Source organism: Flavobacterium sp. AC274 (assembly GCF_979258275.1).
In genome coordinates this window covers 2,231,829-2,258,293 of record NZ_OZ409852.1, presented here as the reverse complement: position 1 = coordinate 2,258,293, position 26,465 = coordinate 2,231,829, and the positions used below count along the sequence as shown (strand labels likewise).

Genomic DNA, 26,465 nt, shown 5'->3' with positions numbered 1-26,465 from the left:
GTTTTTTAAGATTAAACACTTGCATAAGCTTCTGAGTCTTTGGATGGTGGTGCTATTTCCTTTAACGGATCTAACAAACAGGCACAAACTTTAAACTCAGGTATTTTAGAAATTGGATCTAATGTACCCGGTGTTAACTGATTGGCTGATTTCGCACCCGGCCAGTGATACGGTATAAAAACAGTATCTTTTCGAATTGTTTCTACAATATTTGCGGGAAAAATTCCTTCTCCTCTTCTTGTTGCAACTCGCACTAATTCTCTTTGTTTTATGCCATATTTTGCTGCCAATTCGGGATGAATTTCCAGCATTGGTTCCGGAAACTGATCTACTAGTTTCCCTATTCTACGGGTTTGTGTGCCGCTTAAATATTGCGAAACCACACGACCTGTTGTCAAGGTTATAGGATATTCTTCATCTGTAACTTCGCCAGGAAGCTTGTATGGGGCAGGATTAAAATGTGCTTTCCCATCTGGAGTTTTAAACTTTTTATCTTCCCATAATCTTGGAGTTCCCGGATGATCATCTGTAGGACAAGGCCAAAAAACACCCATATTGTCTTCTACTTTTTTATAGGTTATTCCAAAATAATCTGCTGTTCCGCCTTTTGAAGCAACACGCAATTCATTAAATATTGCCTCACTATCATTGTATGTAAATTTATCTTCTTCGCCTAATCGTTTAGCTATTTCTAATAATATCGATGTATCTGTTCTGGCTTCTCCGGGAGGTGTAACTGCCTGACGAATTCTAATTACGCGACCTTCTGCAGATGTTGTTGTTCCTTCTTCTTCTTCCTGTAAAGATCCTGCTAAAACAATATCTGCATGGCGGGCGGTTTCGTTTAAGAAGAAATCAATACAAACATAAAACTCCAGTTTTTCGAGAGCAGATCTTACATAATTGTTATTTGGCAAAGACACCAATGGATTAAAACAAATCGATATTAATCCTTTGATTTCATCTCTGTGAATGGCTTCTATAATTTCATAAGCGGTCAGGCCTTTGCCTGGCATATCTTTTTCATCAATTCCCCAAACCTCAGAGATATATTTTCTGTGTTCCGGATTTTCGATATCACGATTTCCCGGTAGTTGATCACATTTATGTCCATGTTCTCTTCCTCCTTGTCCGTTTCCTTGTCCTGTTATGGTTCCGTAGCCACAATAAGGTCTGCCAATTCTTCCAGTGGCAAGAACCAGATTGATACATCCCAAAACATTATCAACTCCTTTGGAATGATGTTCAATTCCTCGTGCATGCAGTAAAAAACTGGTTTTAGCTTTGCCCCATAATTCTGCGGCTTCTTGTATTTTATATTTATCGATTCCTGTAATTTCTTCTGCCCATTCTAAGGTATAGTCTTTTACAGCATCAATTGTTTCCTGAAAACCTGATGTATAATTATCAATAAAATCATGGTCTAGCATATCGTGATCCACCAGATATTTTAGCATTGCACCGTACAAAGCAGAATCTGTTCCGGGTTTTACATCCAGATGAACATCGGCAGTTCTGGCTAACGGAATCATTCTTGGATCTATAACAATCAATTTTGCCCCGCGATCTCTGGCTTTCCAGATCCAATGGGTTAACGTTGGAAAAGTCTCGCTGATATTGGCTCCGGCAACAATAATTACTTCTGCATATTCTAAATCAGAATAGTTGTTTGAGGCACGATCAAGTCCAAAAGCTTTTTTATTTCCTGCTCCGGCACTTACCATGCAAAGCCTTCCGTTATAATCCAGGTTTCTGGTTTTTAAGGCGACACGGGCAAATTTTCCAACCAAATAACTTTTTTCATTGGTTAATGATACGCCGGATAACATCGAAAAAGCATGTTTACCGTATTTTTCCTGAATTCTTTTTATTTCAGAGACGGTTTTGTCCATCGCTTCATCCCAGGTTGTTTTCTCAAAACCTTTTCCTTCTACTCTTTTTATTGGATGTAAAAGGCGGTCAGGATGATTATTTTGCAAATAGCGCTGAACTCCTTTTGGACATAAACGACCTTCGTTAAAAGGAAATTCCATCCAGGGTTCAAAACCTACTACTTTATTATCTTTTACTGATAGTTGAATACCACATTGCATCCCGCAAAAGCAACAATGTGTTTTCACCAATTTATCTGGTTCATCTCTACCTTCGTAACCATCTTTTGGTGCATAATTTAAATGCGGACCAAAATCTTCAATAATCTTTTCAGTTGATACAGGTAATTTTGCCATGTCTTTTTATTTTGTTTTGTTTCAGGTTTCTTTTTTGTTTCAAGTTTTTTTGTTTCAAGTTTGAAGTTCACACTTTGTGTAGACTTTAGTTTATAGACAAGCTATAGTAACCTGAAACTTGAAACAAAAAAACTAAACTTGAAACCTGAAACTCTTTTTACTATCCAAATAAGCTTCCGCCGCTTTCTAATCTTGCTTTTAAGTGTGCTTGCGCCAATCTTGATCTTTTTCCTTCGGGACTTAAATCGAGATGCGATGTTCCGTCTTCGTGTGTGAAATCAAAACCTAATTCTTTGGTTACAATTTTTAAATCGTCAATATGAAGTTGTGTTGCGAATTCGTCTCCGGTATGGGGACAAACTGCCATTCCTTTTTTTATTCCTTCTTTTTTATAAATATGTGCCCCAATTTGTCCCGGACGCTGAATGATGTGAAAGAATTTTCCAAACGGTATCCATATCAAAAACATGATTACTGTTACGGCATGAATTACGGCCAGAAAATCGTATGCAAATCCTTTCATGAACTGATACGAATAAGTAAGGCATAATCCGGTTACGGAAATCGCTATTAATAAAATCAACGGTAATAAATCGCCTTCAAAAGATTGGGTTGCAATTAATCCGGGATTTGTCAATCGTCTTCTTAAGTAATAAACAGATCCAATTATTACCAGCCAGGAAGACCAGTTAAGAGCATGAAAAATTAGAAATGCGAGAAAAGAACCTATTGTAAAATCCATTATTTTGAAACCAAAAAAATGGGCTTCGTAAATAGAAATAGAATTAGGCGCCAATGTAAAATGAATCCATCCAAATGTTAGCGGTATCGTGATTGCAAAAGCCGACATACAGCCCAAAGCGATACAAAAATGTGCAAACCATCTGTATTTACTTCTTGGATAAATAAATTTTTGAACTACAATGTTCTCAACAGATTCTTTTCCTAAAAACCATACATGTTCAAAGATTTTTCCGGTAAACAAAAACTGGAAACTTCGCTTAAAATACATCCATGTAGGCGGACGCTGCAGCCATACTGTATAACGATATACGATTCCGAAGAAGGCGAATACTGTTCCGAATAAATACGTAATTAATGCAGCGTCAAAATTTTGTAATTCTCTGGATCCGTAAAAAACCAATACAATAGTCAATATAGAAACCAGAGTTGCTATAAGTAACGCTTTGGTATTAAATGTTTTATTTTTCATCCTTAATTCATTTTAATGATTACTTATTTAACTTGGTTTCTCGCAATTTTTACGATTGTAAAACCACCAATTGATTCCTGTGGCTAAGACCGTAAAAACAGCAACTCCTATAAAAAATTGATTTACAGTACCATTCGCAGATAAATTATTACCTATTAATTTAGAAAAGATAAATGGCCCAAATGCTGCAATTGCCGCTGTCCACCCAATTACTCCGGCTGCCTGACGTTGGTTTTCTTCAAAAATAATTGGGTATTGTCTAAATGTTCCTGCGTTTCCAATTCCCGTAAAGAAGAACATTCCCAAAATTACAGCAACAAAAAGAGGAAACTGTTCCATGCTTGTTGGCGCTACTAATCCTTCGGTAACCAGAATAATCGATCCGGCTAAAATTCCTAAACCAGTAATTGTTGTTAATATCGCACCTCCCACTTTATCGGCTACAAAACCAAATGCAATTCTGCTTGCTGAACCAATAAGTGGTCCGTAAAAAGCATAAACTAAAGGATCCGGAGCATTTGGAAAATCTCCATATAAAAATTTAATCATTAAAGGAAAAGCTGCCGATAAACCTGCAAATGTTCCAAAAGTCATAACATATGTTATAGTACAATACCATGTATGTTTATTGGAGAAAATATCCATCTGTTCCTTTACGGACGCTTTCATTGGAATACTTCTAAGATAAAACCAACTTACAATTGATAGTATTATTAAAAATGGAATGTACCAAAAGGCTGCCGATTGCAGATAGATTTCTTTGTTATTAACCGCAGTATTATTTGGGCTGATATCATTTAATATTTTTTCAGCCATTTTTGGGTTTGCATTGGCTATCGCTTTTGCTTTTGCTTTTAAAGGCAATGAAGTAAAAAGATCCACTTTATCCTCTGATTTGATAGCTGTACTTACAGAGTCAATAATTGTTTTCTTTACGTTTGTCAATATTCTCTCCTGTACATCTGGATCCAGGGCTGCAAAAACCTCATGTTGTTTTTGAGTACTGGCATTTTGAAAAACAACTATTGCTTCTTTATGATCAATGCTTGTAAATTGTGATGCCGCACCAAAAATACTGACACTTATTATAAGTGGAGTAACAAATTGTGCTACTGATACTCCAAAATTTCCTATTCCGGCTTGTATTCCAAGTGCTGTTCCTTTAAGTCTTTTAGGAAAAAATAAGCTTGTACTTGGCATATAAGAAGAGAAATCGCCACCGCCAAAACCTGTAGTAAATGCCAAAACTGCAAAAACCCAAAAAGGAGTATTTACATCCATCACTGCAAAACCAATTCCGATTACCGGAATTAATTTAATGGCGGTTGCAAAAGAGACCACATGTCGTGTTCCGAATATTGGTAAAATAAAAGTGTGAATGATTCTTAAAAACCCTGCAGCCAAACCAGGAATTGCTGTTAACCAAAAAAGCTGATCTTTTGTGAAACGAAACCCTAATCCCGGTAATTTAACGGCGATAACACTCATCATAAACCAGGAGGCAAATGATAATATTAAAGTTAGTGTTGTTATTGTTAAAGTTCTCCAGGCAATTTTGCTTCCGTTAGAGTTCCAAAACGCATCATCTTCAGGTTCCCATTTATCTAACCAAGTTTTCATATTTATTCTTATTTAATTTTAATGATTGTGTTCTATATCTCTGGTAAAATTTGGTGATTTTGTTCTCATCACATTGATGATTGTTCGGTGCATCCACAATAAACAAAGAACGGATACGACGAAAATAAAAATCCAGGAACTCGTCCAGAGTCCGGTATAATTTAGGAGATAACCAAAAATAATTGGCCCGACAAAACCACCCAGACCGCCTATTAATCCTACCATTCCGCCTACTACACCAACTTCGTTAGGAAAATATTCGGGAATATGTTTGTAAACAGCGGCTTTTCCTATTCCCCATGAAATCCCTATAAGAATGACCAAAACCAAATAAACCCAAAGATTGGCGCTAAACTTAATTTGTGTAACACCCTGAGCTAATAATTCTTTCTTTTTAACTTCCTGATTTTGTTGTACAACAATTTCCTGCCATGAATTTTTTACAGGAAAAATTGCAGCGTCATCATTATTTGAAATTTGCTTTTCATTAATTTTATGTGTTTTCCCGTTTACGGTAATTTCATTGGCCGAAATGGCTGTGACAGCACCATTTGCAGAAGACAAAACTCCGGGACCTGCTGTGAAAATTTCCATTTTTGGAAACATCAATAAAAAACTAATTACTATTGATGAACCTAAAACCCAGTACATTACTTTTCGGGCACCAAATTTGTCTGATAAATAGCCGCCAAATGCTCTTATAATTCCGGAAGGCAAACTAAACATTGTAGCAAACATTCCGCCCATTACCAGTGTTGTATGGTACACATTCATAAAATTAGGAAGCAGCCATTGCGAATACGCCACAAAAAATCCAAAGACTAAAAAATAATAGGCACCAAAACGCCAAACCCGAATGTTTTTAAGAGGAGACATTAACTCATTCATTGTTTTTGAAACACCCTGATTGGTTTTATTTTTGGCAAAAACAACAAACAATATTCCTATAATAACCAATGTTGCTCCATAAATAACAGGTAACATTTTCCACCCGTTTACCGGATCTTTTTCTGATAAATGATTTAATAAGGTTGGAGCAATAAAAGTAGTAATGGCCGCACCGGCATTTCCCATCCCGAAAATACCCAAGGCTCTTCCCTGCCATTCTTTTGGGTACCAAATTGAGGTATAACCAATTCCCACAGCAAAACTTGTTCCCACTAATCCGAAGAAAAAACTTAATACAGCAAAACTCCAGAATGATCCGGCAAAGGGAAGCAGAAATAGCGGAACGGAACAAAGTAGTAATAAAATCGAAAACACAATTTTACCGCCATATTTATCTGTTAAAATACCAATAGGGAGCCGGAATATTGAACCTGATAAAATCGGAATTCCTAACAACCAGCCTGTTTCTACCACTGTCCAGTTGAATATTCCTTTGTCTACAAGATAAGTAACCAAAACCCCATTTAGTGTCCAACATGCAAAACATATTGTAAAAGCGAGTGTGTTTAGGAACAAAATTTTGTGAGATTGAGATAGATTACTCATAAAAAGACTATTTATAATATGTATTTAAAAACAAATCGTTTTTTAAGAAAAAATGTTTTTTTCTAATATTGAAACACAAAGTTGAATAAATAAATTCTGACACAAAATGACATTTGTCATATAAAAAGATCTCGCCTGTTTGGTGACCTTAATTTTGATAAGTTAATATTGAGAAAACACACTTAATGTGTCTTAGGCAGATAAATCCAGTGTAGTAAATAAAAATAGGTGCTGCTTGTAATTTATATAAATTTAGTAATAAAATTCCATCTAAAATAATTTAATTTTGATTTCACAAAAACTTAATTGACTCATATACTTGCAATTACATTTTATTATAACCTTTAAAACTCCAATTTCTTTTGAGTATGTTTTAGCATCTTATTTACCTTGTATTTATGCTTCAAAAAACATTGTTTTTTGTTAAAATCAAATTTCGAAGACGTTTTTGGATGATCTAGAGAAATTTGGAAGTAATTAAAAATGAATAAATTAAGTATAAAATACTACATTTTTACGATGTGAAAATATTTTTTTAACATTTTATAAAATTTAAAAAATAAACAATAATCAATTGATAATCAATCTTTTAACTACTTAAAATAACTCGATATTTCAGACTACAAATCATTCATTTCAAAAAAAAACATTTTTTTTTTGGTTTTTATTATATTAAAATTAACTTTGTCTATAGGATTAGTAGAGTTTAAAATAATATTTCAAACCATAAAGAACTAAATTTTGAAAACAACAGAAAGCATATCGTATTACATCTTTCCTAAAAACCACACAAATAACAATTTCTGTTATATGTGTTTCTGTTGTTGTTAATCTCCCGACCTTAAATCGTTTATCTTGATTTCCTTTAAATCAAATATAGAAACGAACCTTTTTAAAATTCACCAAAGCATAGCTTTAAATTTTTCCAAAAATCTATTTGATACATTTATTTGTGTCAATATGATTCTTGAAACTATATCTGTAAATCCAAAAAAAATAATTAATAACTAAATAAACTAACAATGAAAACAATGCACAACTGCTGTAAATAAATAAAAAAAGCCATTTCTGCGGCAACAGAAATGGCGAGGCTTAAAGAAAATTTATCGCTAAATAAAAAGAACCGCAGAGAGTTGAAAAATCAACTTTCAAGGCTCCTTGTTAATTACTAAAAACCAATACAAAGAAATGAAAAAATATTTAAACATATACTCATTACTATTTCTCCTGTTGCTTTCGGCAGGAATAAACGCCCAAAATACAACCCCGCTTATACAATCAAAACTCGACGGAACAGTTGTCGATGATGTTACAAATCAGCCTATTATTGGCGCATCTGTAGTTATTAAAGGTACTACTCACGGAGTACAGACAGATGCAGAAGGAAAATTTTATTTTCAAACAGGTCAGAAATTTCCATATACCTTAATTGTAAGTTACATTGGATATAAAAAAGCCGAAATAATTGTAGAAAAAAATCCAATTACTATTAATTTAAAAGAAGAACGTCAGGAACTTGATGAATTAGTTGTTGTAGGTTACGGTACTCAAAAAAGAAAAGATATTACGGGTTCTGTAGCTTCGGTGCCAAAAGCAAATTTATCTCAGGTCACTTCATCGGCAGATAATTTACTGCGAGGCGCTATTTCAGGAGTTGTAGTTACACAAAGTTCAGGTCGTCCCGGAGCTTCATCAAGTGTACGTATTCGTGGAGGAAACTCTATTACAGCCGGTAATGAACCGCTTTATGTTGTAGACGGAATCCTGATTTATAATGATAACAGCAACAGTTCGGCAGGAGTTTCGTTTGCGGGAGCTTCAGTCAATGTTTTATCAACTATTAACCCTGCTGATATTGAATCTATTGAAGTATTAAAAGATGCATCGGCAACAGCCATTTACGGATCTCGTGGTGCAAATGGAGTTGTAATTATCACGACCAAAAAAGGAACTAAAGGTCAGGATAATATTTCGTATCAGGGTTATTTTGGAGTTCAGTCGGTTTCAAAAAAGCTGGACTTAATGAATGCTTCACAATGGGCAAGTTTGCGTAATGATGTTCAGGCAAGTATTGGTCAGACACCTTCTTTTTCTGCCGCGCAAATTGAGGCTTTTAAAACTTCTGGCGGATCCGACTGGCAATCTGCAGCTTTTGTAAGAGCAGCTCCGGTTCAAAATCACCAATTATCATTTTCGGGAGGAGATGAAAGATCAAGATATGCAGTTTCTGCAGGATATTTTGATCAGGAAGGAACTGTAATTGGTTCTGATTTTAAACGAATTTCGCTTAGAATTAACTATGAAAAAAACTATTCCCAAAATTTTAAATTTGGTGTAAATGCCAATTACAGTAATTCAGTTTCAAATGGTGTAGGGACAAATAATGCTGGCGGAAGAAATCCAAACCCATTAGTGAGTGTTGCACTTACGGCTCCGGTTGTACCCATTAAAAATGAAGACGGAAGCTATAATGTTACCAATAATCCTTACGCAACTTCTGTAAATGGATATGTTCCAAACCCTATTAATGATTTGGAAAATACTATCAATGAAACTAAAATCAACAGAATTTTGACCAGTTTATTTGGTGAATATAAAATAACCAAAAAACTAACGGCTAAAGTTGCAGTGAGTGGCGACGTTATCAACACTAAACAAAACTACTATGCTCCTGCAAATACCACAAACGGTGCCGGAACTAAAGGACTGGCTTCTGTTGGAGACAGATTAGTAAGTTCTGTTTTGAATGAAAACACGCTGAACTACAATACTACTTTTGGTGAAAACCATAAATTCTCGGCTTTAGGCGGTTATACACTTCAATATACACAAGGAGAAACAGTTACAGCGGGAGCAAATACTTTTGTAAATGATGCGAATACGTACAATTCTTTGCAGGATGGTGTTCCTGTAAAACCTTACAGTGATGCATTCGAAAGTGTATTAAAATCATGGTTAACGAGAGTAAATTATTCATATAAAGGAAAATACAACTTCACATTATCTGCGCGTGCAGATGGATCTTCCAGATTTGGTGCAGAATCACTTTGGGGTTATTTTCCTTCTGCAGGATTTTCATGGAATATTACAGATGAAGAATTTGCTAATAATATTAAAGGCGTAACCGAAGCCAAACTTAGAATTACTGCGGGAACAACAGGAAATCAGGAAATTGGAAATTACCTTTCTCTGGCTTCAATGGGTTCTGTTAATTACTCTTTTGGAGGTACATTATATACAGGATTGGCTCCTACCCGATTGGCAAACCCGGATTTGAAATGGGAAAAAACCAATCAATATAATGTTGGTTTAGACTTATCATTATTAGACAGAAAAGTAAATTTTGTTTTTGATGTGTATTACAAAAAAACAAACGATTTGCTTATCAATGTTCCGGTTCCGTTGACTTCAGGATACGCGACTGTTCTTCAAAATATTGGCGGCGTTGAAAACAAAGGGATTGAAATTGGTTTGACAACAGAAAACGTGAGAACAAAAAACTTCTCCTGGAATTCAAACATTGTTTTTTCTGCAAACAAAAACAAAGTAGTTTCTATAGGAAACGGTGTTGATCAGTTTTTTCCGGTAGTACCAAACGGATCTTTATTGCAGCAACAGCCTGTAACAGTAAAAGTTGGCTTGCCTTTAGGAACTTTCTGGGGATACAGAACAAACGGGATTTTCCAGACTCAGGAAGAAGTAAATACGCAGCCTAAAATAAACAGTCTTGCGAATACAAGAGTGGGAGACAGAAAATATGTTGATACTAACGGCGATGGCGTAATTACGGCACTTGACAAAGGAAATCTTGGCAGTTCACAGCCAAAATTTGTTGGAAGTTTCAGCAACACTATTTCATACAATGATTTTGATTTGAATTTTTCTTTCCAGGGATCTTATGGTGCTAAAATATTCAATGCATTGAATCAACAATTAGAAATTTCAACTTTGGGAACCAACGCTGCGGCAACTCTTGAAGACAGATGGACACCAACAAACCCGAGTAATGAAATTCCGAGAGCATCAAGTTCTCCGGTTGGAATAGTTTCAGAACGTTATGTGGAAGATGCTTCATTCCTGAGATTGAAACTGATCACTTTAGGATATACTTTACCTAAAAGCGTTTCTTCAAAATTAGGGGCAAAAAGTGTCAAGTTTTATGTGTCTGCAGAAAACCTGATTACATGGACAAAATACACAGGTTATGATCCTGAAGTAAGTTCATACGAACAAAATAATTTATATCCGGGAATCGATTTTGGTTCTTATCCAAATTCAAGAACTTTCATTTCAGGACTGAACGTAACTTTTTAAGTAAAAAAATATACAATGAAAAAGATATTCATAACAACAATATTAAGTGTCACGCTGCTTGTATCGTGCGCTGATCTGGAGGTAACTCCAACCTCTTTTGTAACCGAAGACAATTACTTTAAAACACAAGACGATGCTGTGGCAAGTGTAACAGCCGTATATGCCTCTTTAAGTCTTGATCCGGGAGAGCAGAGTTTATTTGGAAGAAATTTATACTTCCTTACCGATATGGCAACAGATTATGCATCGGCAGGAGTTTCTGCTACAAACCCACAGGTAAGAGCATTGAGCAGTTTAACGCATGATGCCACTTCAGACCGTGTTCAGGTAGCGTGGAGACAAATTTATGCAGGAATCAACAGAGCCAATGTTGCTATTGATAATATTCCGAAAGTTTCTGGTTCTGAGGTTGTAAAAACAAGACTAATCAATGAAGCGAAGTTCATCAGAGGTTTATTGTACTTTCAGGCAGTTCGTCTTTGGGGTGGTGTTCCAATTGTTTTGCACGAACCAACTTCTATTCAGTTAGAAAGTTTAAAATCAAGAAGAGCGACGGTTGATGAAGTGTACAATCAGATTATTTTAGATTTAAAAGATGCTGAAAGCCTGCCTGCAACTTATACCGCTGCAGATGCCGGACGTGCCACATCAGGAGCTGCAAAAGCTATTTTGACAAAAGTATATCTTACCAGAAAAGATTGGCCAAACGCAATTGCAAAAGCCAATGAAGTAATTAATGGCGGATACGGATATGCGCTTTTTGAAGATTTTCAGGACATTTTTACCAAAACAAAAAAGAACGGAAAAGAACATATTTTTTCTGTTCAGTTTGAGCCAAATCAGGCAGGAAACGGATCTAGCGGAAGTACTTTTCAAGGAACATCTTTTACAGGATTTACAGCAACAGAACCGGCAGATATTATCTCTGATGTAGCGTTGTTTTATGATATTTATGCGGCAGGCGATAAAAGAAGAGATGTAAGTTATGCAAAACAATTGCTAAACCCAACTACAGGAACTTTGTACACTTTTCCGAAACCACTCTTTAAAAAATATCTGGATTTAAGCAATTTGGCAACTCCGGGAAATGTGGCTATTAATTTTCCTGTAATTCGTTATGCGGATATCCTTTTGTCTTTGGCAGAAGCCATAAATGAGCAAGGAGCACCAACACCGGAAGCTTACGAATTAATCAATCAGGTGAGAAGAAGAGCTTTTGGAAAACCAATTACTACGCCAGACCCAACGGTTGATTTATCGGGCTTGACCCAAGACACTTTTAGAGCGGCAATTCAGGAAGAACGCAAAAAAGAATTTGTACAGGAAGGTCAGCGTTGGTTTGATTTAGTTCGCTGGGGAACTTTGGTTACAGAAGTGAAAAAAGTAACAGCTAAAAACTCGGTTTCAGAAAAAAATAATTTATACCCGATTCCGCAAAGCGAAAGAAATATCGATCCTGTTGGATTGCCACAAAATCCGGGTTACGGAAATTAATAAAGGCTTACACAAGTAAATAAAATGATTAAAAAACTGTTCCTACTTGCCCTATTGGTTGTTGTACAATTTCAGCTGTTTGCACAGAAAAAGCAACCTAATATCATCGTCATTTTGGCAGATGATTTAGGTTTCTCAGATATTGGTGCTTTTGGCTCAGAAATTAAAACGCCAAACCTGAATAAACTCGCAAAAAACGGGCTTATTCTAAATCAGTTTTACAATGCAGGGCGTTGCTGTCCTTCCCGCGCCTCATTACTCACGGGTCTGTATTCACATCAGGCAGGTATTGGAGACATGGTGCAGGACAAGGGGTTTCCAGCCTATCAGGGCTATTTAAACGAGCATTGTATTACGATTGGGCAAGCACTCAAACAGGCAGGATACAACACGATTGTTTCCGGAAAATGGCACGTTGGTTTAGTACCATCAGCCTGGGCGGTGAATCGGGGGTTTGATGATTCTTTTACTTTACAAAATAATGGAAGCAGTTATTTCAACTCAGAACCTTTGTATAACGACGGTAGAAAAGTTACTTTTTTAAAAGGAGATCAGGAAATTATTCGCAAGGATACATCTACTTATCTAACTCAGGAAATTACCAATTTTGCTATTAATTCTTTAGAAAAACAGCGAAATCAGCAAAAGCCTTTTTTCTTTATGTTGCTTATAATGCTCCGCACTGGCCCATTCAGGCATTGCCCGAAGATATTGCAAAATACAAAGGTAAATACTTAGAAGGCTGGGATAAATTGAGAGCAAGCCGTTTTAAAAAATTAAAAGAACAAGGCATCATTGATAAAAATTGGGACTTATCAAATCGTTTTGAAAAAGTGCCGGATTGGGAAAAATTAACTGCCGAAGAAAAAGACAAATGGGATACAAGAATGGCAATTTACGCTGCTATGATTGACCGAATGGATTCCGGAATTGGAGAAATTCTGCAAAAAGTGAAGTCTTTGGGAGAAGAAGATAATACTCTTATTCTCTTTCTTTCGGATAATGGCGGAAGTGCCGATGATGTAAAAAATTGGAATTACGTGACTCAAAAAAATGGAACACCAGGTTCGGTTGCGTCGATTGATAGTTACGAAAGCCCGTGGGGAAATGTGAGCAACACACCTTTTCAATTATTTAAAAAGAACACTCACGAAGGCGGTATAGCTTCTCCTTTTATTGCTTATTACCCAAAGCATATTAAGGCAGGCACAATAAGCAACAGGGTAAGCCATTTGATTGATATTTTTCCAACTTTTCTGGAGTACGCGGGTTTTCAATATCCAGATTCTTTTCAGGAAAAAAACTTACAGCTCTAGAAGGCATTAGCTTAAAAAAAGAATTTGAAGGAAAACAATCTAAGACACATGAAGCTTTGTTTTGGGAACATGAAGGCAGCAAAGCAGTAAGAAAAGGGAAATGGAAAGCAGTAGCCGAAAACAATCAGCCCTGGGAATTATACAATCTTGCAAATGACAGAACAGAGACAAAAAACCTGGCAAAATCAGAACCAAAATTGCTACAGAATCTGATTGAATTACATCAGCAATGGTCAGCAAAAGTAGGTGTCGAAGATTGGAATAAAATAAAATAGTATAGTAAAATACAGATTACATGATTATAAGTTTAAACAACTAAAATTATTACTTAATCAACCATAAAACTATTTAAAATGAAAAAAATTAATCATAACAGCACAATCAAAAATCCTAAAAAAGGGCTTTTGATTACTGCCCTTCTTGTAACACAATTAGGAGCGGTACAAGGATTTGCACAATCAAATCCCGATCAGGAATTTAAAGGTACAATTGGAAAAACCACAGCCGATTCTAAAGAATATTGGCCTGATCCCGTTACAGCACCAAAAGGTGCACCAAACGTAGTCTGGATATTATTGGACGATGTTGGTTTTGGAGCTTCAAGTTCTTTTGGAGGTTTGATCCAGACGCCAACATTTGACGAACTGGCTAATAACGGTTTGCGCTACACCAATTTCCATACAACAGCTATTTGTGCTCCTACCCGCGCCGCTTTATTAACCGGAAGAAATTCTGGAAGAGTGCACGTTAGCGGTTTCTCTCACACGGTTTTATCCGCAGGTTTTCCGGGTTGGGATGGCAGAATTCCATCTGATAAAGGAACAATCGCAGAGATTTTACGCGATAAAGGGTACAACACTTTTGCCGTTGGTAAATACGGTTTAACGCCAGATGAAGAAGCTTCAGACGCGGGACCGTTTGACAGATGGCCAACAGGAAAAGGATTTGAACACTTTTTTGGTTTCTTAGGATCACAAACAGATCAGTACAAACCTGATTTAGTAGAAGATAACACGCATATTGTTCCTGACGGAAGACACTTAACAGAACAAATTACAGACAAAGCGATTACGTACATTAAAAACCAGCATAAAGCCGCGCCAAACAAACCTTTCTTTTTATACTATGCGCCGGGAGCGGTTCATGCACCTCATCAGGTGGAGGAAAAATGGAGCGATCCATACAAAGGGAAATTTGATGATGGCTGGGATGCTTACCGCGAAAAAGTATTGGCAAACCAAAAGAAATTGGGTGTAATTCCAGCCAATGCCGTTTTACCGGAACGTAACCCGTTGATTGCTGACTGGAAAAAATTAACGCCGGATCAGAAAAAAGTGTACGCTCGTTTTATGGAAGTTTACGCCGGATATCTTACCTATACCGATTATGAAATTGGAAGAGTTGTTAATTATTTAAAAGAAACCAATCAGCTTGAAAATACTTTGATCTTTGTTGCGATTGGCGATAACGGAGCAAGTAAAGAAGGGACAACACAAGGTGTAATCAATCAAAATCTTTTTGCCGGAGGTGTATCTGACGATAAAAATCTTCAGGATAATTTAAATAATATTGGCGAAATTGGAACTGCAAAAGGTTTGAATACCAATTTTCCTTTAGGTTGGGCACAGGCTACAAATTCACCTTTCAAAAACTGGAAACAAGACGCACATTCTGAAGGTGGAACACGTAATCCGCTGATTGTTTATTATCCAAAAGGAATTAAAGAAAAAGGCGGGATCAGAAATCAATACAGCCACGTAACAGATTTATTGCCAACAACATTGGAGATTGTCGGAATTAAAGCGCCGGAAACGATTCGCGAAATCAAACAGGATAAAATTCAGGGTTCTACTTTTTACGCTTCTTTAAATGATGCAAAAGCAGAATCACTTCACAAAGTACAATACTATTACATTTTTGGAAACAGAGCAATTTACAAAGATGGATGGAAAGCAGCTGCGGCACATCTTCCGGATTCTTTTGCTTTGAAAAATAATCTTGGCAAAAACGAAAAACCGGCACCAAGCAATTTTGATGCTGATGTTTGGGAATTGTACAACTTAAACGAAGATTTTAACGAACGTAATAATCTTGCTAAAAAATATCCTGAAAAACTGGCTGAATTAAAGCAACTGTTTGAAGAGCAGGCAAAAGAAAACAATCTTTACCCGCTAATTGACTGGCAGGATGTTTTTAGCAGAAGAATTCACAATAACGGAACTGATAAAGGCAAAAATCTTCAGGAGTTAATTCGTCAGGCTAACAAACCGGCTGGAACAACTAATTAACTTATAATAGAGCTAACCTGCAAGGTTTTCCAAACCTTGTAGGTTTAAATCATATTTCTTTGCCATTTTCAAATCATACCTACAAGGTTTTGAAAACCTTGCAGGATTAAGTAAAAAAATAATGTAACAAAATTTCAAAAAAACAATTAATTAATTCTACTAAATCCATAGAATTAAAATAATTTATTTTTTATTTTTGTCAAACAAGCTAATCCACTGAATTTCAAATACAAAGTTTGAGGTTCAAATCAAATAAATAATAACACAAAACACAAGATAATGAAACGAGTAGACTATGAAATTATCGGAAAAAAAATTATCGTGGGTATAATTTTATTTTTAGTTCCGCTGGCGATTCTGGCCGGAGGTTTAACCTTAATAAATCAATTTTTAAAATAAAAAATTATGGCAGCAACACAAAATTCAAACAGTAAATTGACAAGAGATTTGAGTATTAGTCTTTTGATATATTCATTGCCGGTTGTGGCAATTTTCCTTTACTTTAAATTAAGCAACGGACTTGTAGCAGAATCTCATGTTACGATACCATCATTTTTAGAATTTGCAAAACCTGCTTTTCAAAATATACGCACCTGGGGATTAACTGTTTTCATGCTGGTTTTGGGGGCAATAGAATTTGGCGCTGGTTTATACGACGATCAATGGACGGGCGAAGAGCGTAAGATTGATATTGTAAGTTTTCTGGCCCCAAAATTAATCCTGCCTCCTATTATTGCATTTTTTAGCTTAACGGCTTTGCCATATTTAATTCCAAATTTAGCTAATACACTATCATGGGTTCCGTTTTGGGGAGGTTTTTTCCTTATTGCTATTGCCGATGATTTAACCCAATATTGGTACCACAGACTTCATCACCAGGTTCCGTTTTTATGGCGTTTCCACAGAACACATCATTCGGCTCCATACATGGGAATGGCGATGGCTTCGAGACAAAACTTCATTTATACAGTTTTCTTTTCTCAAATTTATTTGACAGCCACTTTAACCTATTTAGGTTTAGGTTTACCGGCTCTTTTTGTTTTGGTTATCAAAAGTTTCATCACTTTGGGCGCACACTCGAGCATTGCATGGGACAAACCTTTCTACAAATACAAAGTTTTACATCCAATTGCATGGGTTTTAGAACGTTTGATTTCGACTCCGGCAACGCACCACGCACACCACGCAGATACAAGCGGTGACGGTGTTGGACACTTTAAAGGCAACTTCGGAAATATGTTTTTCATTTGGGATATGATCTTCGGAACGGGTTTAATTACACGTAAATTCCCAAAATCATACGGAATGAAATCATACAAACAAGAAGAATGGTACGCGCAGTTTTTGTGGCCAATATTCAAATCTAAAAAAGAAGGAAGTGCTTTGGCAGAAGGCGTTCTGGCAGTTCCGTTAAAACCAAAAGCAGAAGAAAATCTGGCACCAAGTCCGGTTTATTACGACGAGCCTGCTCAGGTATAAAACCAGAAAAAATGAATCAAATAAGAATTGGCAGTGTATTCGAAAATAATCCCGAATACACTGCCAAACTTATGCAAAAACCAAAATTTATGACAAATAAAACACTCAAAAACAGCATTATAACCTTTATGCTGCTTTTTACAATTGCGGGTTTTTCACAAGGAAACAGTGCCAATATATTGTTGGATGCTTTTTATTCGAAAATTAAAAGTCAAAAAAATCCACAGATTGTTGATGCCAGAGGAAGCGACGAATTTGCCTTAAATCATATAGAAGGTGCAGTAAATTTTAACCTGAAATCTGAAGATTATGAAAAGCATGTTGCAGCCTTAAATCCGTCGCAACCGGTATTTATTTATTCAATCGCTGCTTACAGAAGCGGACTTTTATCTACCGATTTAGCTAAAAGAGGTTTCAATGAAGTCTATATTCTCGAAGGCGGAATCGCAAGCTGGATTGGTGGCGGAAAACCTTTTTACAGTAATTTAAAAAGCAAATTATCAATAGCCGAATACAAAAAAATCCTTGCTGATAACCAATATGTTTTGGTAGATATTGGTTCTAAATATTGCGCCACCTGCAAAACCGTAAAACCCATTTTAGAAAACATCAGAACTCAATATGGTGAAAAACTCAAAATTATCGAAATTGAATTAGAAGAAAGTCCGCAGGTTATTGCCGATCTAAAAACAGTAAAGGTCTTCCCTACTTTGATTTTATATCAAAATGGAAAAATCATTTTCAAAAAAGATGGTTTGGGAAATCTTAAAAGTGATGTTGATGTGGCTTTGGCACAAAATTAATGTTTTCAATCCTCCTGCAAGGTTTTCAAAACCTTGTAGGTATCTCTAAAACATGAAATACTTCAAATCTTAGCGTAATTTAAACCTACAAGGTTTTGAAAACCTTGCAGGAAACGGAAACATAGAGTTATTTCTTTTTGGAATTTACACATCAATTTTTAAACACATAGAAATATAGATCATTAGACGTAAAGCTTTGTCAAAGTTTTAAACTTTGATAAAGCTCTTCAAACACAAAAATCTTGTTTTTTCGCAAAAGCCTATGAGATTTATTTTAAAGTGAAACGTCTTTTTCGCATCATAAAAATCTATGTTTCTGTGTGTTAAAATTATACTCTAAAACTTATACCAAAACAAATTCAAAAACATGGCATCATTCAAAAGAATAAAAAAATCCTTATTCCAATTCTGCTTGTACTTTTTATTGCGGTACTATTTTTATTCTGGCCTATTAATACAAACGGAAAATTAATTGAACCTGATAAAAAATTAGTCGAAGGAAAAAAGGAATTTCTGGCACAAAAAGACACATCAAAATCATCAGAAAAGAAACCAAATATTATCATTCTTCTTGCTGACGATTTAGGCAAATACGATATTTCATTATACGGAGGAAAATCGACGCCAACGCCACAAATTGATTCTTTGGCGGCTTCTGGCGTGACTTTTACAGACGGTTATGTTTCGTCTTCGATTTGTTCGCCTTCGCGTGCGGGTTTGTTGACGGGTCGTTATCAGGAACGTTTTGGACATGAATATCAGCCCGGAGACCGATATCCAAAAAATAACCTGGAATATTATGCTTTCAAATATTTGATTAATACGAATAGCTGGCGATTAAATCAAAAAATAGAATATCCAAATGAAGCTTCGATTGCTACTCAGGGTTTGCCTCAATCTGAAATTACGTTTGCCGATTTAGCCAAAAAACAAGGATACGCAACAGCCATAATCGGGAAATGGCATTTGGGACATAACAAAGGATTTTTCCCGCTGGACAGAGGTTTCGATTACCATTACGGGTTTTATCAGGCGTTTTCGCTTTACACGCCCGAAGATGATAATCCGGATATTATCAACCATCATCACAAAGATTTTACAGATAAAATGATTTGGGGAAATGGCCGTGTCGGAATCGGGCAAATTCGTCGCGATACAACCATCATAAAAGACAAAGCTTATTTAACCGAAACATTTGCTGACGAAGCCGAAGCTTTTATCGATAAAAATAAAACCAAACCTTTTTTACTTTATGTTCCGTTTAATGCGCCACACACGCCTTTTCAGGTTCGAAAAAATATTACGATCGTTTTCCGAATGTAAAAGACGAAAACAAACGCGTTTATTTTGCCATGATCAGCGCGCTTGATGACGCTATTGGAAGAATCGTTGCCAAAGTAAAAAAAGAAGGTCTTGAAGAAAACACCTTAATCATTTTTGCCAGCGATAACGGTGGTGCCGATTATACTTTCGCCACAACAAATGCCCCTTTAAAAGGTGGTAAATTTTCGCATTTTGAAGGCGGTATCAATGTTCCGTTTGCACTTACGTGGAAGGGAAAAATCAAACCGCATACGGTCTACAAAACTCCTGTAAGTTCACTGGATATTTTTAGCACAATTGCTGCTGTTACGCATTCCGGTTTGCCAAAAGACAGGGTTTACGATGGTGTCGATTTGATCTCGACAGTTAACAATAATACAGAAGCACACAAAAATTTATACTGGCGTTCCGGCGATGCAAAAGCGATTCGAAGCGGTGACTGGAAATTAATCATCAGCGGAAAAACGCACGAAGAATGGCTTTATAATCTGGCAAACGATAAATCTGAAACGACAGATTTGGCTCAAAAAAATCCGGCAAAAGTAAAAGAGCTTCACGCTGCTTTGCAAAACTGGGAAAAAGGTCTTGTAAAACCTTTATGGCCTAATTTAACCTATTATGAATTTGACTTTGGTAAACAGAAATACTTTGTCGATTTGTAAAAGTTACAGAAGTCCTGCAAGGTTTTCAAAACCTTGTAGGTCTATAATTCACTCGCTATATTAATAACTATACCTACAAGGTTTTGAAAACCTTGCAGGAAATAAACATAAAATGTCAACTACCTCAAAACAATTTAACCTTCACGAAGACTGGACAGTCGTTATTCTCGGTTTTTTAATCATCGGGATTTCACTATTTGTTTTTCTTCCTGAAGTTCCGGTTTTCAAATGGTCAAACGGAGTCGAATTAAGCAATGCTGTTTTTGCTTTGTCTAATTTGAAACTCATCATAACCCAATTTATTTATCTAATCATTATTGGAACACTCGGTGCTTTTTTAATTGGAAAATCGGTAAAATATTTTCTATTCGTTTTTCCGATAGTTTATATTTTAACGGTCATTGCACTTATTCTTGCAGGAAATTCAGAAATAAAAGCACTCAATTTAGAAGCCGTTATTTTCAGTTTAATTATCGGATTACTGATAGGCAACTTTTTCAAACTTCCCGAATGGTTTCGATCTGCACTTTCCACAGAAGTATTTGTGAAAATCGGATTGGTTTTATTAGGCACGAGCGTTATTTTTTCAGACATTCTAAAGGCGGGTTCTTTAGGATTAATTCAGGCTTTGGTCGTGGTATTATCCGTTTGGTATTTTGCTTTTTGGCTTTGCCGAAAATTAAAAGTCGATGATGAATTAACCATGATGATTTCTAGTGCGGTTTCTATCTGCGGTGTTTCTGCTGCTATTGCCACTTCGGGTGCGATTAAAGGCGATTCAAAAAAACTGTCTTATGTAATTTCGATGGTTTTGGTAACGGCAATTCCCATGATGATTTTTATGCCGATCATTGCCCGATATTTCAATTTTCCTGAAGAAGTTACCGGAGCCTGGCTTGGTGGAAGCATCGATACATCGGGCGCAGTTGTCGCTTCCGGAACTTTGGTTGGTGAAACGGCCTTAAAAATTAGTACGATTGTAAAATTCTCACAGAATGTTTTATTAGGATTAGCCGCTTTTGCAATTTCCGTTTATTGGACTTATACACATAATAAATCAGATGAAGCTGTGGCATCAAAACCAACTTTGGGCGTTATCTGGGAACGTTTTCCGAAATTTGTTATTGGCTTCATTGTAGCTTCACTGGTTTTTTCTTTTTTAATTACTCCGGAAGTTCGTGATGAAGTAAAAGACAGTTTAAAAAACCTGCAAGGCATTTGGTTTGCACTTGCTTTTACAAGTATTGGACTCGAAACAAATTTTAAAGATTTACTCAGTAATAATAGCAAAAAGCCTTTGTATGCTTTTTTAATCGCGCAATTATTCAATGTAATTATTACGCTGATTATTGCCTTTTTGCTGTTTGGTAAATAATCTACACCCACAACTTTGTCAAAGTTTAAAACTTTGACAAAGTTAACCCCACAGATTTCGAAAATAAAAATATCCATTATAATGAAAAAAACACTTATTACACTAAACCTTTTATTGGCTTTCAGCTTTTCAATCCATTCTCAAAATAACTCAAAACCAAACATCATTTTGATTATGGTCGACGATATGGGTTATTCTGATTTGGGAAATTACGGCTCGGAAATTAAGACACCCAATCTAGATAAACTGGCACATGAAGGTTTGCGCCTGCGCGAATTTTACAACAACTCAATTTGTGCGCCAACGAGAGCTTCTTTATTAACGGGACAATATCAGCATAAAGCAGGAGTTGGATTTTTTGATGTTAATTTAGGATTGCCGGCATATCAGGGATATTTAAACAAAGAATCTTTGACTTTAGGCGAAGTTTTTCGTTCTGGCGGATATAGCACCATTTTATCCGGAAAATGGCATGTAGGTTCTGAAGATCAGGCGCAATGGCCAAATCAAAGAGGTTTCGATAAATTTTACGGGATTTTAAAAGGAGCTTCTAATTATTTTGATACTAAACCTTTGCCTTTTGGGAAAACGCCTTATCCGGTAAAACTGCTTCGTAATAATGAAGAACTGCATCCAAAAGATGACTCGTATTATTTTACAGATGAAATTGGAAATAATGCGGTTACTTTTTTGGAGGAACAAAACAAAGAAAACAAACCTTTCTTTTTGTATCTCGCTTTTACCGCACCGCATTGGCCGTTGCAGGCAAAACCGGTTGATATTGCAAAATACAGAGGGAAGTTTGATGAAGGCTGGGATATTTTAAGAGAAAAAAGAATTCAGAAATTAAAAGAAAACGGCATTTTACCAGCCGACCAAACCATTTCTGCAAGAGACCCCGAAGTTCCGGAATGGAATAAATTGACTTATGACGAAAAGCAATTCTGGAAAGCAAAAATGGAAGTTTACGCCGCAATGGTCGACAATATGGATCAGAACGTTGGGAAAGTTTTAGAGAAAATAAAAGCGTTAAAAAAAGATAAAAACACCTTGATTATTTTCATTTCAGATAATGGGGCTCAGGGCGGTTTTAATACTTACAATCCGCTTGGAAGAGGTTTGGTTCGAAACGAAGGACCTGTTGGAACTTCAGGATCATTTGATTATCAGGAACAAAACTGGGCTTATTTGTCTAATACACCGCTTCAGCAATATAAAAACAATATGCACGAAGGCGGGTTTAGTTCGCCGTTTATTGCGTGGTTTCCATCAAAAATAAAAGCGAATCGTATCGATAAAGGAACCGGACATATTATTGACCTTGCTCCTACTTTTTACGAATTGGCCGGAATTGAATATCCTAAAGAATATAATGGTGCGCTCACAAATCCTTTGGTTGGAAAGAGTTTATTGCCTGTTTTATTTGATAATGTTTCGCAGGTTGATAGAGGCGCACCATTATTTTGGGAAAGAGCAGGAAACAGAGCTGTTCGTGACGGGAAATGGAAATTAGTTTCGACTTATCCTTCGTATGAATGGGAGCTTTATAATATTGAAACTGACAGAGGTGAAACAACCAATGTTGCCAAACAAAATCTTGCAGTTGTAAACCAACTTTCTGCCAAATATTTTGATTGGGCAAACCAAACAGGAGTTGTAGAATATAGTAAATTCAACGCTAAACCTGAGCAAATGCCAGGCGGTGCGGCTCTAAAGAAATAATTACTTTTTTTGATATTTTAAGTAATTATAAACAAAAAGCGATTGTCATAGAACAATCGCTTTTTTATGTAATAAAGTAAGCTGAATTAATATGTAACGTGTAATTTAATTAAACACATAGAAACATAGATTTTACTTCACATTGAAAAGATTAATTTTAAAGAAACTAGTTTCTCACACATAGTAGCTATGTTTGTTAATGTAAGTCAAACGCCTTTTAACACACCAATAAGCTATTTTTCTATGTGTTTAAAAAATACTTTTCAATTGATTATTTAATCTCTAAAATCATTCAAAGATTTTTCAATAATTTCAAGACATTCTGCAATTTGAGTTTCTGTCATTACCAATGGCGGTGCTAATCTAATTTTATTTCCGTGAGTTGGCTTTGCTAATAATCCGTTGTCTCTAAATTTCAGGCAGATTTCCCAAGCCAAATCAGAATCTTCACCGCAATTAATTACAATGGCGTTTAGTAAACCTTTACCTCTAACTAAAGTAATTAAATCGTTACGCTCTGCAATTTCGTTTAATCCTTTTCTTAAAATGATTCCTAAACGTTCTGCGTTTTCGGCTAGTTTTTCTTCTTTTACCACTTCAAGAGCTGCGATTGCAACGGCTGCTGCAACAGGATTTCCTCCAAAAGTAGAACCGTGTTGACCCGGTTTGATCACATTCATGATTTCATTATTCGCCAAAACTGCCGAAACCGGATAAACTCCGCCAGAAATTGCTTTTCCTAAAATCAGAATATCCGGCTGTACATTTTCATGATGTACAGCCAATAATTTTCCGGTACGCGCAATTCCCGTTTGAACCTCATCTGCAATGAATAAAACATTGTGTTTTTCGCAAAGTGCTTTTGCTTTCGCCAAATATCCTTCTGATGGAACATAAACTCCGGCTTCACCCTGAATTGGTTCTACTAAAAATCCGGCAATATTTTTTGATGATTCCAAAGCTTTTTCAAGAGCTTCAAGATTATCATATTCAATTTTTATAAATCCGTCTGTAAAAGGTCCAAAGTTTTTACGGGCGCTTTCATCATTCGAAAATGAAATAATCGTCGTCGTTCTTCCGTGAAAATTATTTTCGCAAACAATAATCTGCGCCTGATTTTCGTGAATTCCTTTTACTTCGTATGCCCATTTTCTACATAGTTTCAAAGCTGTTTCAACCGCTTCGGCACCTGTATTCATTGGTAAAACTTTATCAAAGCCAAAATAATTGGTTACAAATTCTTCGTAGTTTCCTAATTTATCATTGTAAAAAGCTCTTGAAGTCAAGGTCAGTTTTTGAGCCTGATCGACCATTGCTTGTACAATTTTAGGATGGCAATGTCCTTGATTTACTGCAGAATAAGCTGATAGAAAATCATAGTATTTTTTACCGTCAACATCCCACACATATACACCTTCTCCTCTTTCTAAAACTACCGGAAGCGGATGGTAATTATGAGCTCCGTATTTATTCTCTTTTTCGATTAAAACTTCCGATTTAGACGAAAGAATTTCTTGTGTATGTGCCATAATATTTCTTTTTATTGAAACAAAAATATAAAAATTATTTATTTTTAACGAATAAAACACATATTTTAACTCATTAATTAGCAACAAAAAAGAAAAGTGACTTATTTATCCCTGATAAAAAGTCATTTTAGTATTTGAATGTAAACATCTAATCAGACTTATTTTTATCTTTACCATAAATTAGAACGAAAAAAATAGATGCATGGATATTTTAGATGAGTTTGACATAAAGATTATCAAAGAATTAGAGAAAGATGGAAGAATTGCGTATTCGACTATTGCTACTAATTTAAAAATCTCAAATACAATGGTGCATCAACGCATTAACCGTTTATTTGAACAAGGCATAATTACCGGCATCAAACCTATTTTAAACGAAAAACAAATCGGATACGACTGGGCTTCGTTTACGGGAATTACGCTTAATAAAGATTCTGATTCTGAACGTATTATTGCGGCTTTAAAAGAAATTCCGGAAATTACAGAATGCTATTTTGTAACGGGTTCGTTTACGCTTTATTTAAAAATTACGGCAAAAAACCACGAACACATGCGTAAAATATTATATGAAAAAATCGATAATATTCCCGGAATTGCCAAAACGGATTCTATGGTAGAATTGGGATGTGCATTTAAAAGGAATATTTCTTTATAAAATATAAATAATTTCTCCATTTTATTTCAAAAATACAAACCTCAAAAGAAAATTCTTCTGAGGTTTTTTTGTAGCATTTTATTTCTGATATTTGTTTAAAATTGTAAGATCATGAAAAATACCACTATTCTAATTTTAACTATTATACTGTCTTCTAGCACTATAAATGCACAGTTAAAACCAGTAAAATATTCAGAAGGAAAACAAACCTTAAACGGTTTATTTATAAAATCTGCTAAAAAAGCAGTAACAATCCGGGCATTTTACTTTTGCCGGCGTGGCTGGGAATCGACAATGCATCTAAAGGAATTGCCGAAGAATTATCAAAACTAGGCTATCATGTTTTTATCGCTGATATTTATGGCGAAGGAAATTATCCAACTAATACAGCCGAAGCTGGAAAACAAGCGGGTTATTACAAAACAAATTTTGCTGATTATCAAAAAAGAATCAATGCGGCTTTGCAGGAATTAATCAAATCCGGAGCAAATGCAGATAATATTGTCGCTATTGGATATTGCTTTGGCGGAACAGGAGTTCTTGAAGCCGCCCGCGGACATTTGAATTTAAAAGGTGTTGCTTCATTTCATGGTGGTTTAGGTAAAGATGCAGCGCGTGCCGTTGAACCAATTACGACGAAAGTCTTAGTTTGTCATGGTGCTGATGATCCTTTTGTTTCGAAAGAAGAAATTACAGCTTTTCAACAGGAAATGCGTGATTCAAAAGCCGATTGGCAAATGATTTATTATGCAAATTCTGTGCATTCGTTTACAAATCCAGAGGCCGGAAATGACAATTCAAAAGGTGCTGCTTATAATGCTGTTGCCGCAAAACGATCTTTTGAGCATTTACAGCTGTTTTTAAATGAAGTGCTTAAAAAATAAAATAGCACGCGGATGACGCTGATTAAACGGATTTACACTAATTTTTTATTAAAATCATTCTAATCA

16 protein-coding genes and 2 pseudogenes are annotated in these 26,465 nt (G+C 35.8%); 13 read left to right on the top strand and 5 right to left on the bottom strand.

Annotation, left to right across the window (positions count from 1 at the left end):
- Positions 1–11 precede the first annotated feature (11 nt).
- The 4 genes from ACZZZT_RS10510 to ACZZZT_RS10495 all read right to left on the bottom strand — a co-directional run bounded on the left by ACZZZT_RS10510 (position 12) and on the right by ACZZZT_RS10495 (position 6,555).
- Complete coding sequence (locus ACZZZT_RS10510) at positions 12–2,228, bottom strand: molybdopterin oxidoreductase family protein (protein ID WP_463460323.1); 2,217 nt, start codon at positions 2,226–2,228, stop codon at positions 12–14.
- 160 nt (positions 2,229–2,388) lie between these two features.
- Positions 2,389–3,441 carry an MFS transporter gene (locus ACZZZT_RS10505; protein WP_463460322.1) on the bottom strand — a complete coding sequence of 351 codons (1,053 nt, stop codon included), beginning with the start codon at positions 3,439–3,441 and terminating at the stop codon, positions 2,389–2,391.
- A 27-nt stretch (positions 3,442–3,468) separates the two neighbouring features.
- Positions 3,469–5,061 carry a magnesium transporter MgtE N-terminal domain-containing protein gene (locus ACZZZT_RS10500; RefSeq protein ID WP_463460321.1) on the bottom strand — a complete coding sequence of 531 codons (1,593 nt, stop codon included), beginning with the start codon at positions 5,059–5,061 and terminating at the stop codon, positions 3,469–3,471.
- Between the two features lie 18 nt (positions 5,062–5,079).
- Positions 5,080–6,555 carry an MFS transporter gene (locus tag ACZZZT_RS10495; protein ID WP_463460320.1) on the bottom strand — a complete coding sequence of 492 codons (1,476 nt, stop codon included), beginning with the start codon at positions 6,553–6,555 and terminating at the stop codon, positions 5,080–5,082.
- A 1,188-nt stretch (positions 6,556–7,743) separates the two neighbouring features.
- Between ACZZZT_RS10495 and ACZZZT_RS10490 the strand changes: the two genes are divergently transcribed.
- The 11 genes and pseudogenes from ACZZZT_RS10490 to ACZZZT_RS10440 all read left to right on the top strand — a co-directional run bounded on the left by ACZZZT_RS10490 (position 7,744) and on the right by ACZZZT_RS10440 (position 23,331).
- Positions 7,744–10,869 carry a SusC/RagA family TonB-linked outer membrane protein gene (locus ACZZZT_RS10490; protein WP_463460319.1) on the top strand — a complete coding sequence of 1,042 codons (3,126 nt, stop codon included), beginning with the start codon at positions 7,744–7,746 and terminating at the stop codon, positions 10,867–10,869.
- Positions 10,870–10,884: 15 nt separating this feature from the next.
- Positions 10,885–12,363, top strand: a complete 1,479-nt coding sequence (locus ACZZZT_RS10485; RefSeq protein ID WP_463460318.1) for a RagB/SusD family nutrient uptake outer membrane protein — start codon at positions 10,885–10,887, stop codon at positions 12,361–12,363.
- Positions 12,364–12,387: 24 nt separating this feature from the next.
- Positions 12,388–13,679 (top strand): annotated as a pseudogene (locus ACZZZT_RS10480) (arylsulfatase).
- A 56-nt stretch (positions 13,680–13,735) separates the two neighbouring features.
- Positions 13,736–13,954 (top strand): hypothetical protein, encoded by a 219-nt coding sequence (locus ACZZZT_RS10475; protein ID WP_463460317.1) that lies wholly within the window; start codon positions 13,736–13,738, stop codon positions 13,952–13,954.
- A 78-nt stretch (positions 13,955–14,032) separates the two neighbouring features.
- Complete coding sequence (locus ACZZZT_RS10470) at positions 14,033–15,967, top strand: arylsulfatase (RefSeq protein WP_463460316.1); 1,935 nt, start codon at positions 14,033–14,035, stop codon at positions 15,965–15,967.
- 405 nt (positions 15,968–16,372) lie between these two features.
- Complete coding sequence (locus ACZZZT_RS10465) at positions 16,373–17,446, top strand: sterol desaturase family protein (RefSeq protein ID WP_042563029.1); 1,074 nt, start codon at positions 16,373–16,375, stop codon at positions 17,444–17,446.
- Between the two features lie 11 nt (positions 17,447–17,457).
- The gene (locus tag ACZZZT_RS10460; protein ID WP_463460315.1) at positions 17,458–18,249 is read left to right on the top strand and encodes a rhodanese-like domain-containing protein; all 792 of its coding nucleotides are present in this window, start codon (positions 17,458–17,460) and stop codon (positions 18,247–18,249) included.
- A 345-nt stretch (positions 18,250–18,594) separates the two neighbouring features.
- Positions 18,595–19,572 (top strand): sulfatase-like hydrolase/transferase, encoded by a 978-nt coding sequence (locus ACZZZT_RS10455; protein WP_463462410.1) that lies wholly within the window; start codon positions 18,595–18,597, stop codon positions 19,570–19,572.
- Positions 19,573–19,601: 29 nt separating this feature from the next.
- The gene (locus ACZZZT_RS10450; protein WP_463460314.1) at positions 19,602–20,234 is read left to right on the top strand and encodes a sulfatase-like hydrolase/transferase; all 633 of its coding nucleotides are present in this window, start codon (positions 19,602–19,604) and stop codon (positions 20,232–20,234) included.
- Positions 20,235–20,346: 112 nt separating this feature from the next.
- Positions 20,347–21,609, top strand: a complete 1,263-nt coding sequence (locus tag ACZZZT_RS10445; RefSeq protein WP_463460313.1) for a YeiH family protein — start codon at positions 20,347–20,349, stop codon at positions 21,607–21,609.
- 81 nt (positions 21,610–21,690) lie between these two features.
- Complete coding sequence (locus ACZZZT_RS10440; protein WP_463460312.1) at positions 21,691–23,331, top strand: arylsulfatase; 1,641 nt, start codon at positions 21,691–21,693, stop codon at positions 23,329–23,331.
- Positions 23,332–23,606: 275 nt separating this feature from the next.
- Here the strand turns inward: ACZZZT_RS10440 and rocD are convergent, their stop codons facing one another.
- Positions 23,607–24,860 (bottom strand): ornithine--oxo-acid transaminase, encoded by a 1,254-nt coding sequence (rocD, locus tag ACZZZT_RS10435; RefSeq protein ID WP_463460311.1) that lies wholly within the window; start codon positions 24,858–24,860, stop codon positions 23,607–23,609.
- 202 nt (positions 24,861–25,062) lie between these two features.
- Here rocD and ACZZZT_RS10430 point away from each other — a divergent pair, with 202 nt between their 5' ends.
- Positions 25,063–25,515: an Lrp/AsnC family transcriptional regulator gene (locus ACZZZT_RS10430; RefSeq protein ID WP_463460310.1), complete on the top strand. Its 453-nt coding sequence runs from the start codon at positions 25,063–25,065 to the stop codon at positions 25,513–25,515.
- 111 nt (positions 25,516–25,626) lie between these two features.
- Positions 25,627–26,399 (top strand): annotated as a pseudogene (locus tag ACZZZT_RS10425) (dienelactone hydrolase family protein).
- The last annotated feature ends 66 nt before the right edge of the window (positions 26,400–26,465 follow it).

Excerpts from the sequence above, each read along its gene's own strand:
- ACZZZT_RS10430 (WP_463460310.1), top strand. The coding sequence starts at position 25,063 with ATGGATATTTTAGATGAGTTTGACATAAAGATTATCAAAGAATTAGAG.
- ACZZZT_RS10510 (WP_463460323.1), bottom strand. The coding sequence starts at position 2,228 with ATGGCAAAATTACCTGTATCAACTGAAAAGATTATTGAAGATTTTGGT.
- ACZZZT_RS10445 (WP_463460313.1), top strand. The coding sequence starts at position 20,347 with ATGTCAACTACCTCAAAACAATTTAACCTTCACGAAGACTGGACAGTC.
- ACZZZT_RS10440 (WP_463460312.1), top strand. The coding sequence starts at position 21,691 with ATGAAAAAAACACTTATTACACTAAACCTTTTATTGGCTTTCAGCTTT.
- ACZZZT_RS10460 (WP_463460315.1), top strand. The coding sequence starts at position 17,458 with ATGAATCAAATAAGAATTGGCAGTGTATTCGAAAATAATCCCGAATAC.
- ACZZZT_RS10465 (WP_042563029.1), top strand. The coding sequence starts at position 16,373 with ATGGCAGCAACACAAAATTCAAACAGTAAATTGACAAGAGATTTGAGT.
- ACZZZT_RS10490 (WP_463460319.1), top strand. The coding sequence starts at position 7,744 with ATGAAAAAATATTTAAACATATACTCATTACTATTTCTCCTGTTGCTT.
- ACZZZT_RS10495 (WP_463460320.1), bottom strand. The coding sequence starts at position 6,555 with ATGAGTAATCTATCTCAATCTCACAAAATTTTGTTCCTAAACACACTC.
- ACZZZT_RS10505 (WP_463460322.1), bottom strand. The coding sequence starts at position 3,441 with ATGAAAAATAAAACATTTAATACCAAAGCGTTACTTATAGCAACTCTG.
- ACZZZT_RS10450 (WP_463460314.1), top strand. The coding sequence starts at position 19,602 with ATGATCAGCGCGCTTGATGACGCTATTGGAAGAATCGTTGCCAAAGTA.
- ACZZZT_RS10485 (WP_463460318.1), top strand. The coding sequence starts at position 10,885 with ATGAAAAAGATATTCATAACAACAATATTAAGTGTCACGCTGCTTGTA.
- rocD (WP_463460311.1), bottom strand. The coding sequence starts at position 24,860 with ATGGCACATACACAAGAAATTCTTTCGTCTAAATCGGAAGTTTTAATC.
- ACZZZT_RS10500 (WP_463460321.1), bottom strand. The coding sequence starts at position 5,061 with ATGAAAACTTGGTTAGATAAATGGGAACCTGAAGATGATGCGTTTTGG.
- ACZZZT_RS10470 (WP_463460316.1), top strand. The coding sequence starts at position 14,033 with ATGAAAAAAATTAATCATAACAGCACAATCAAAAATCCTAAAAAAGGG.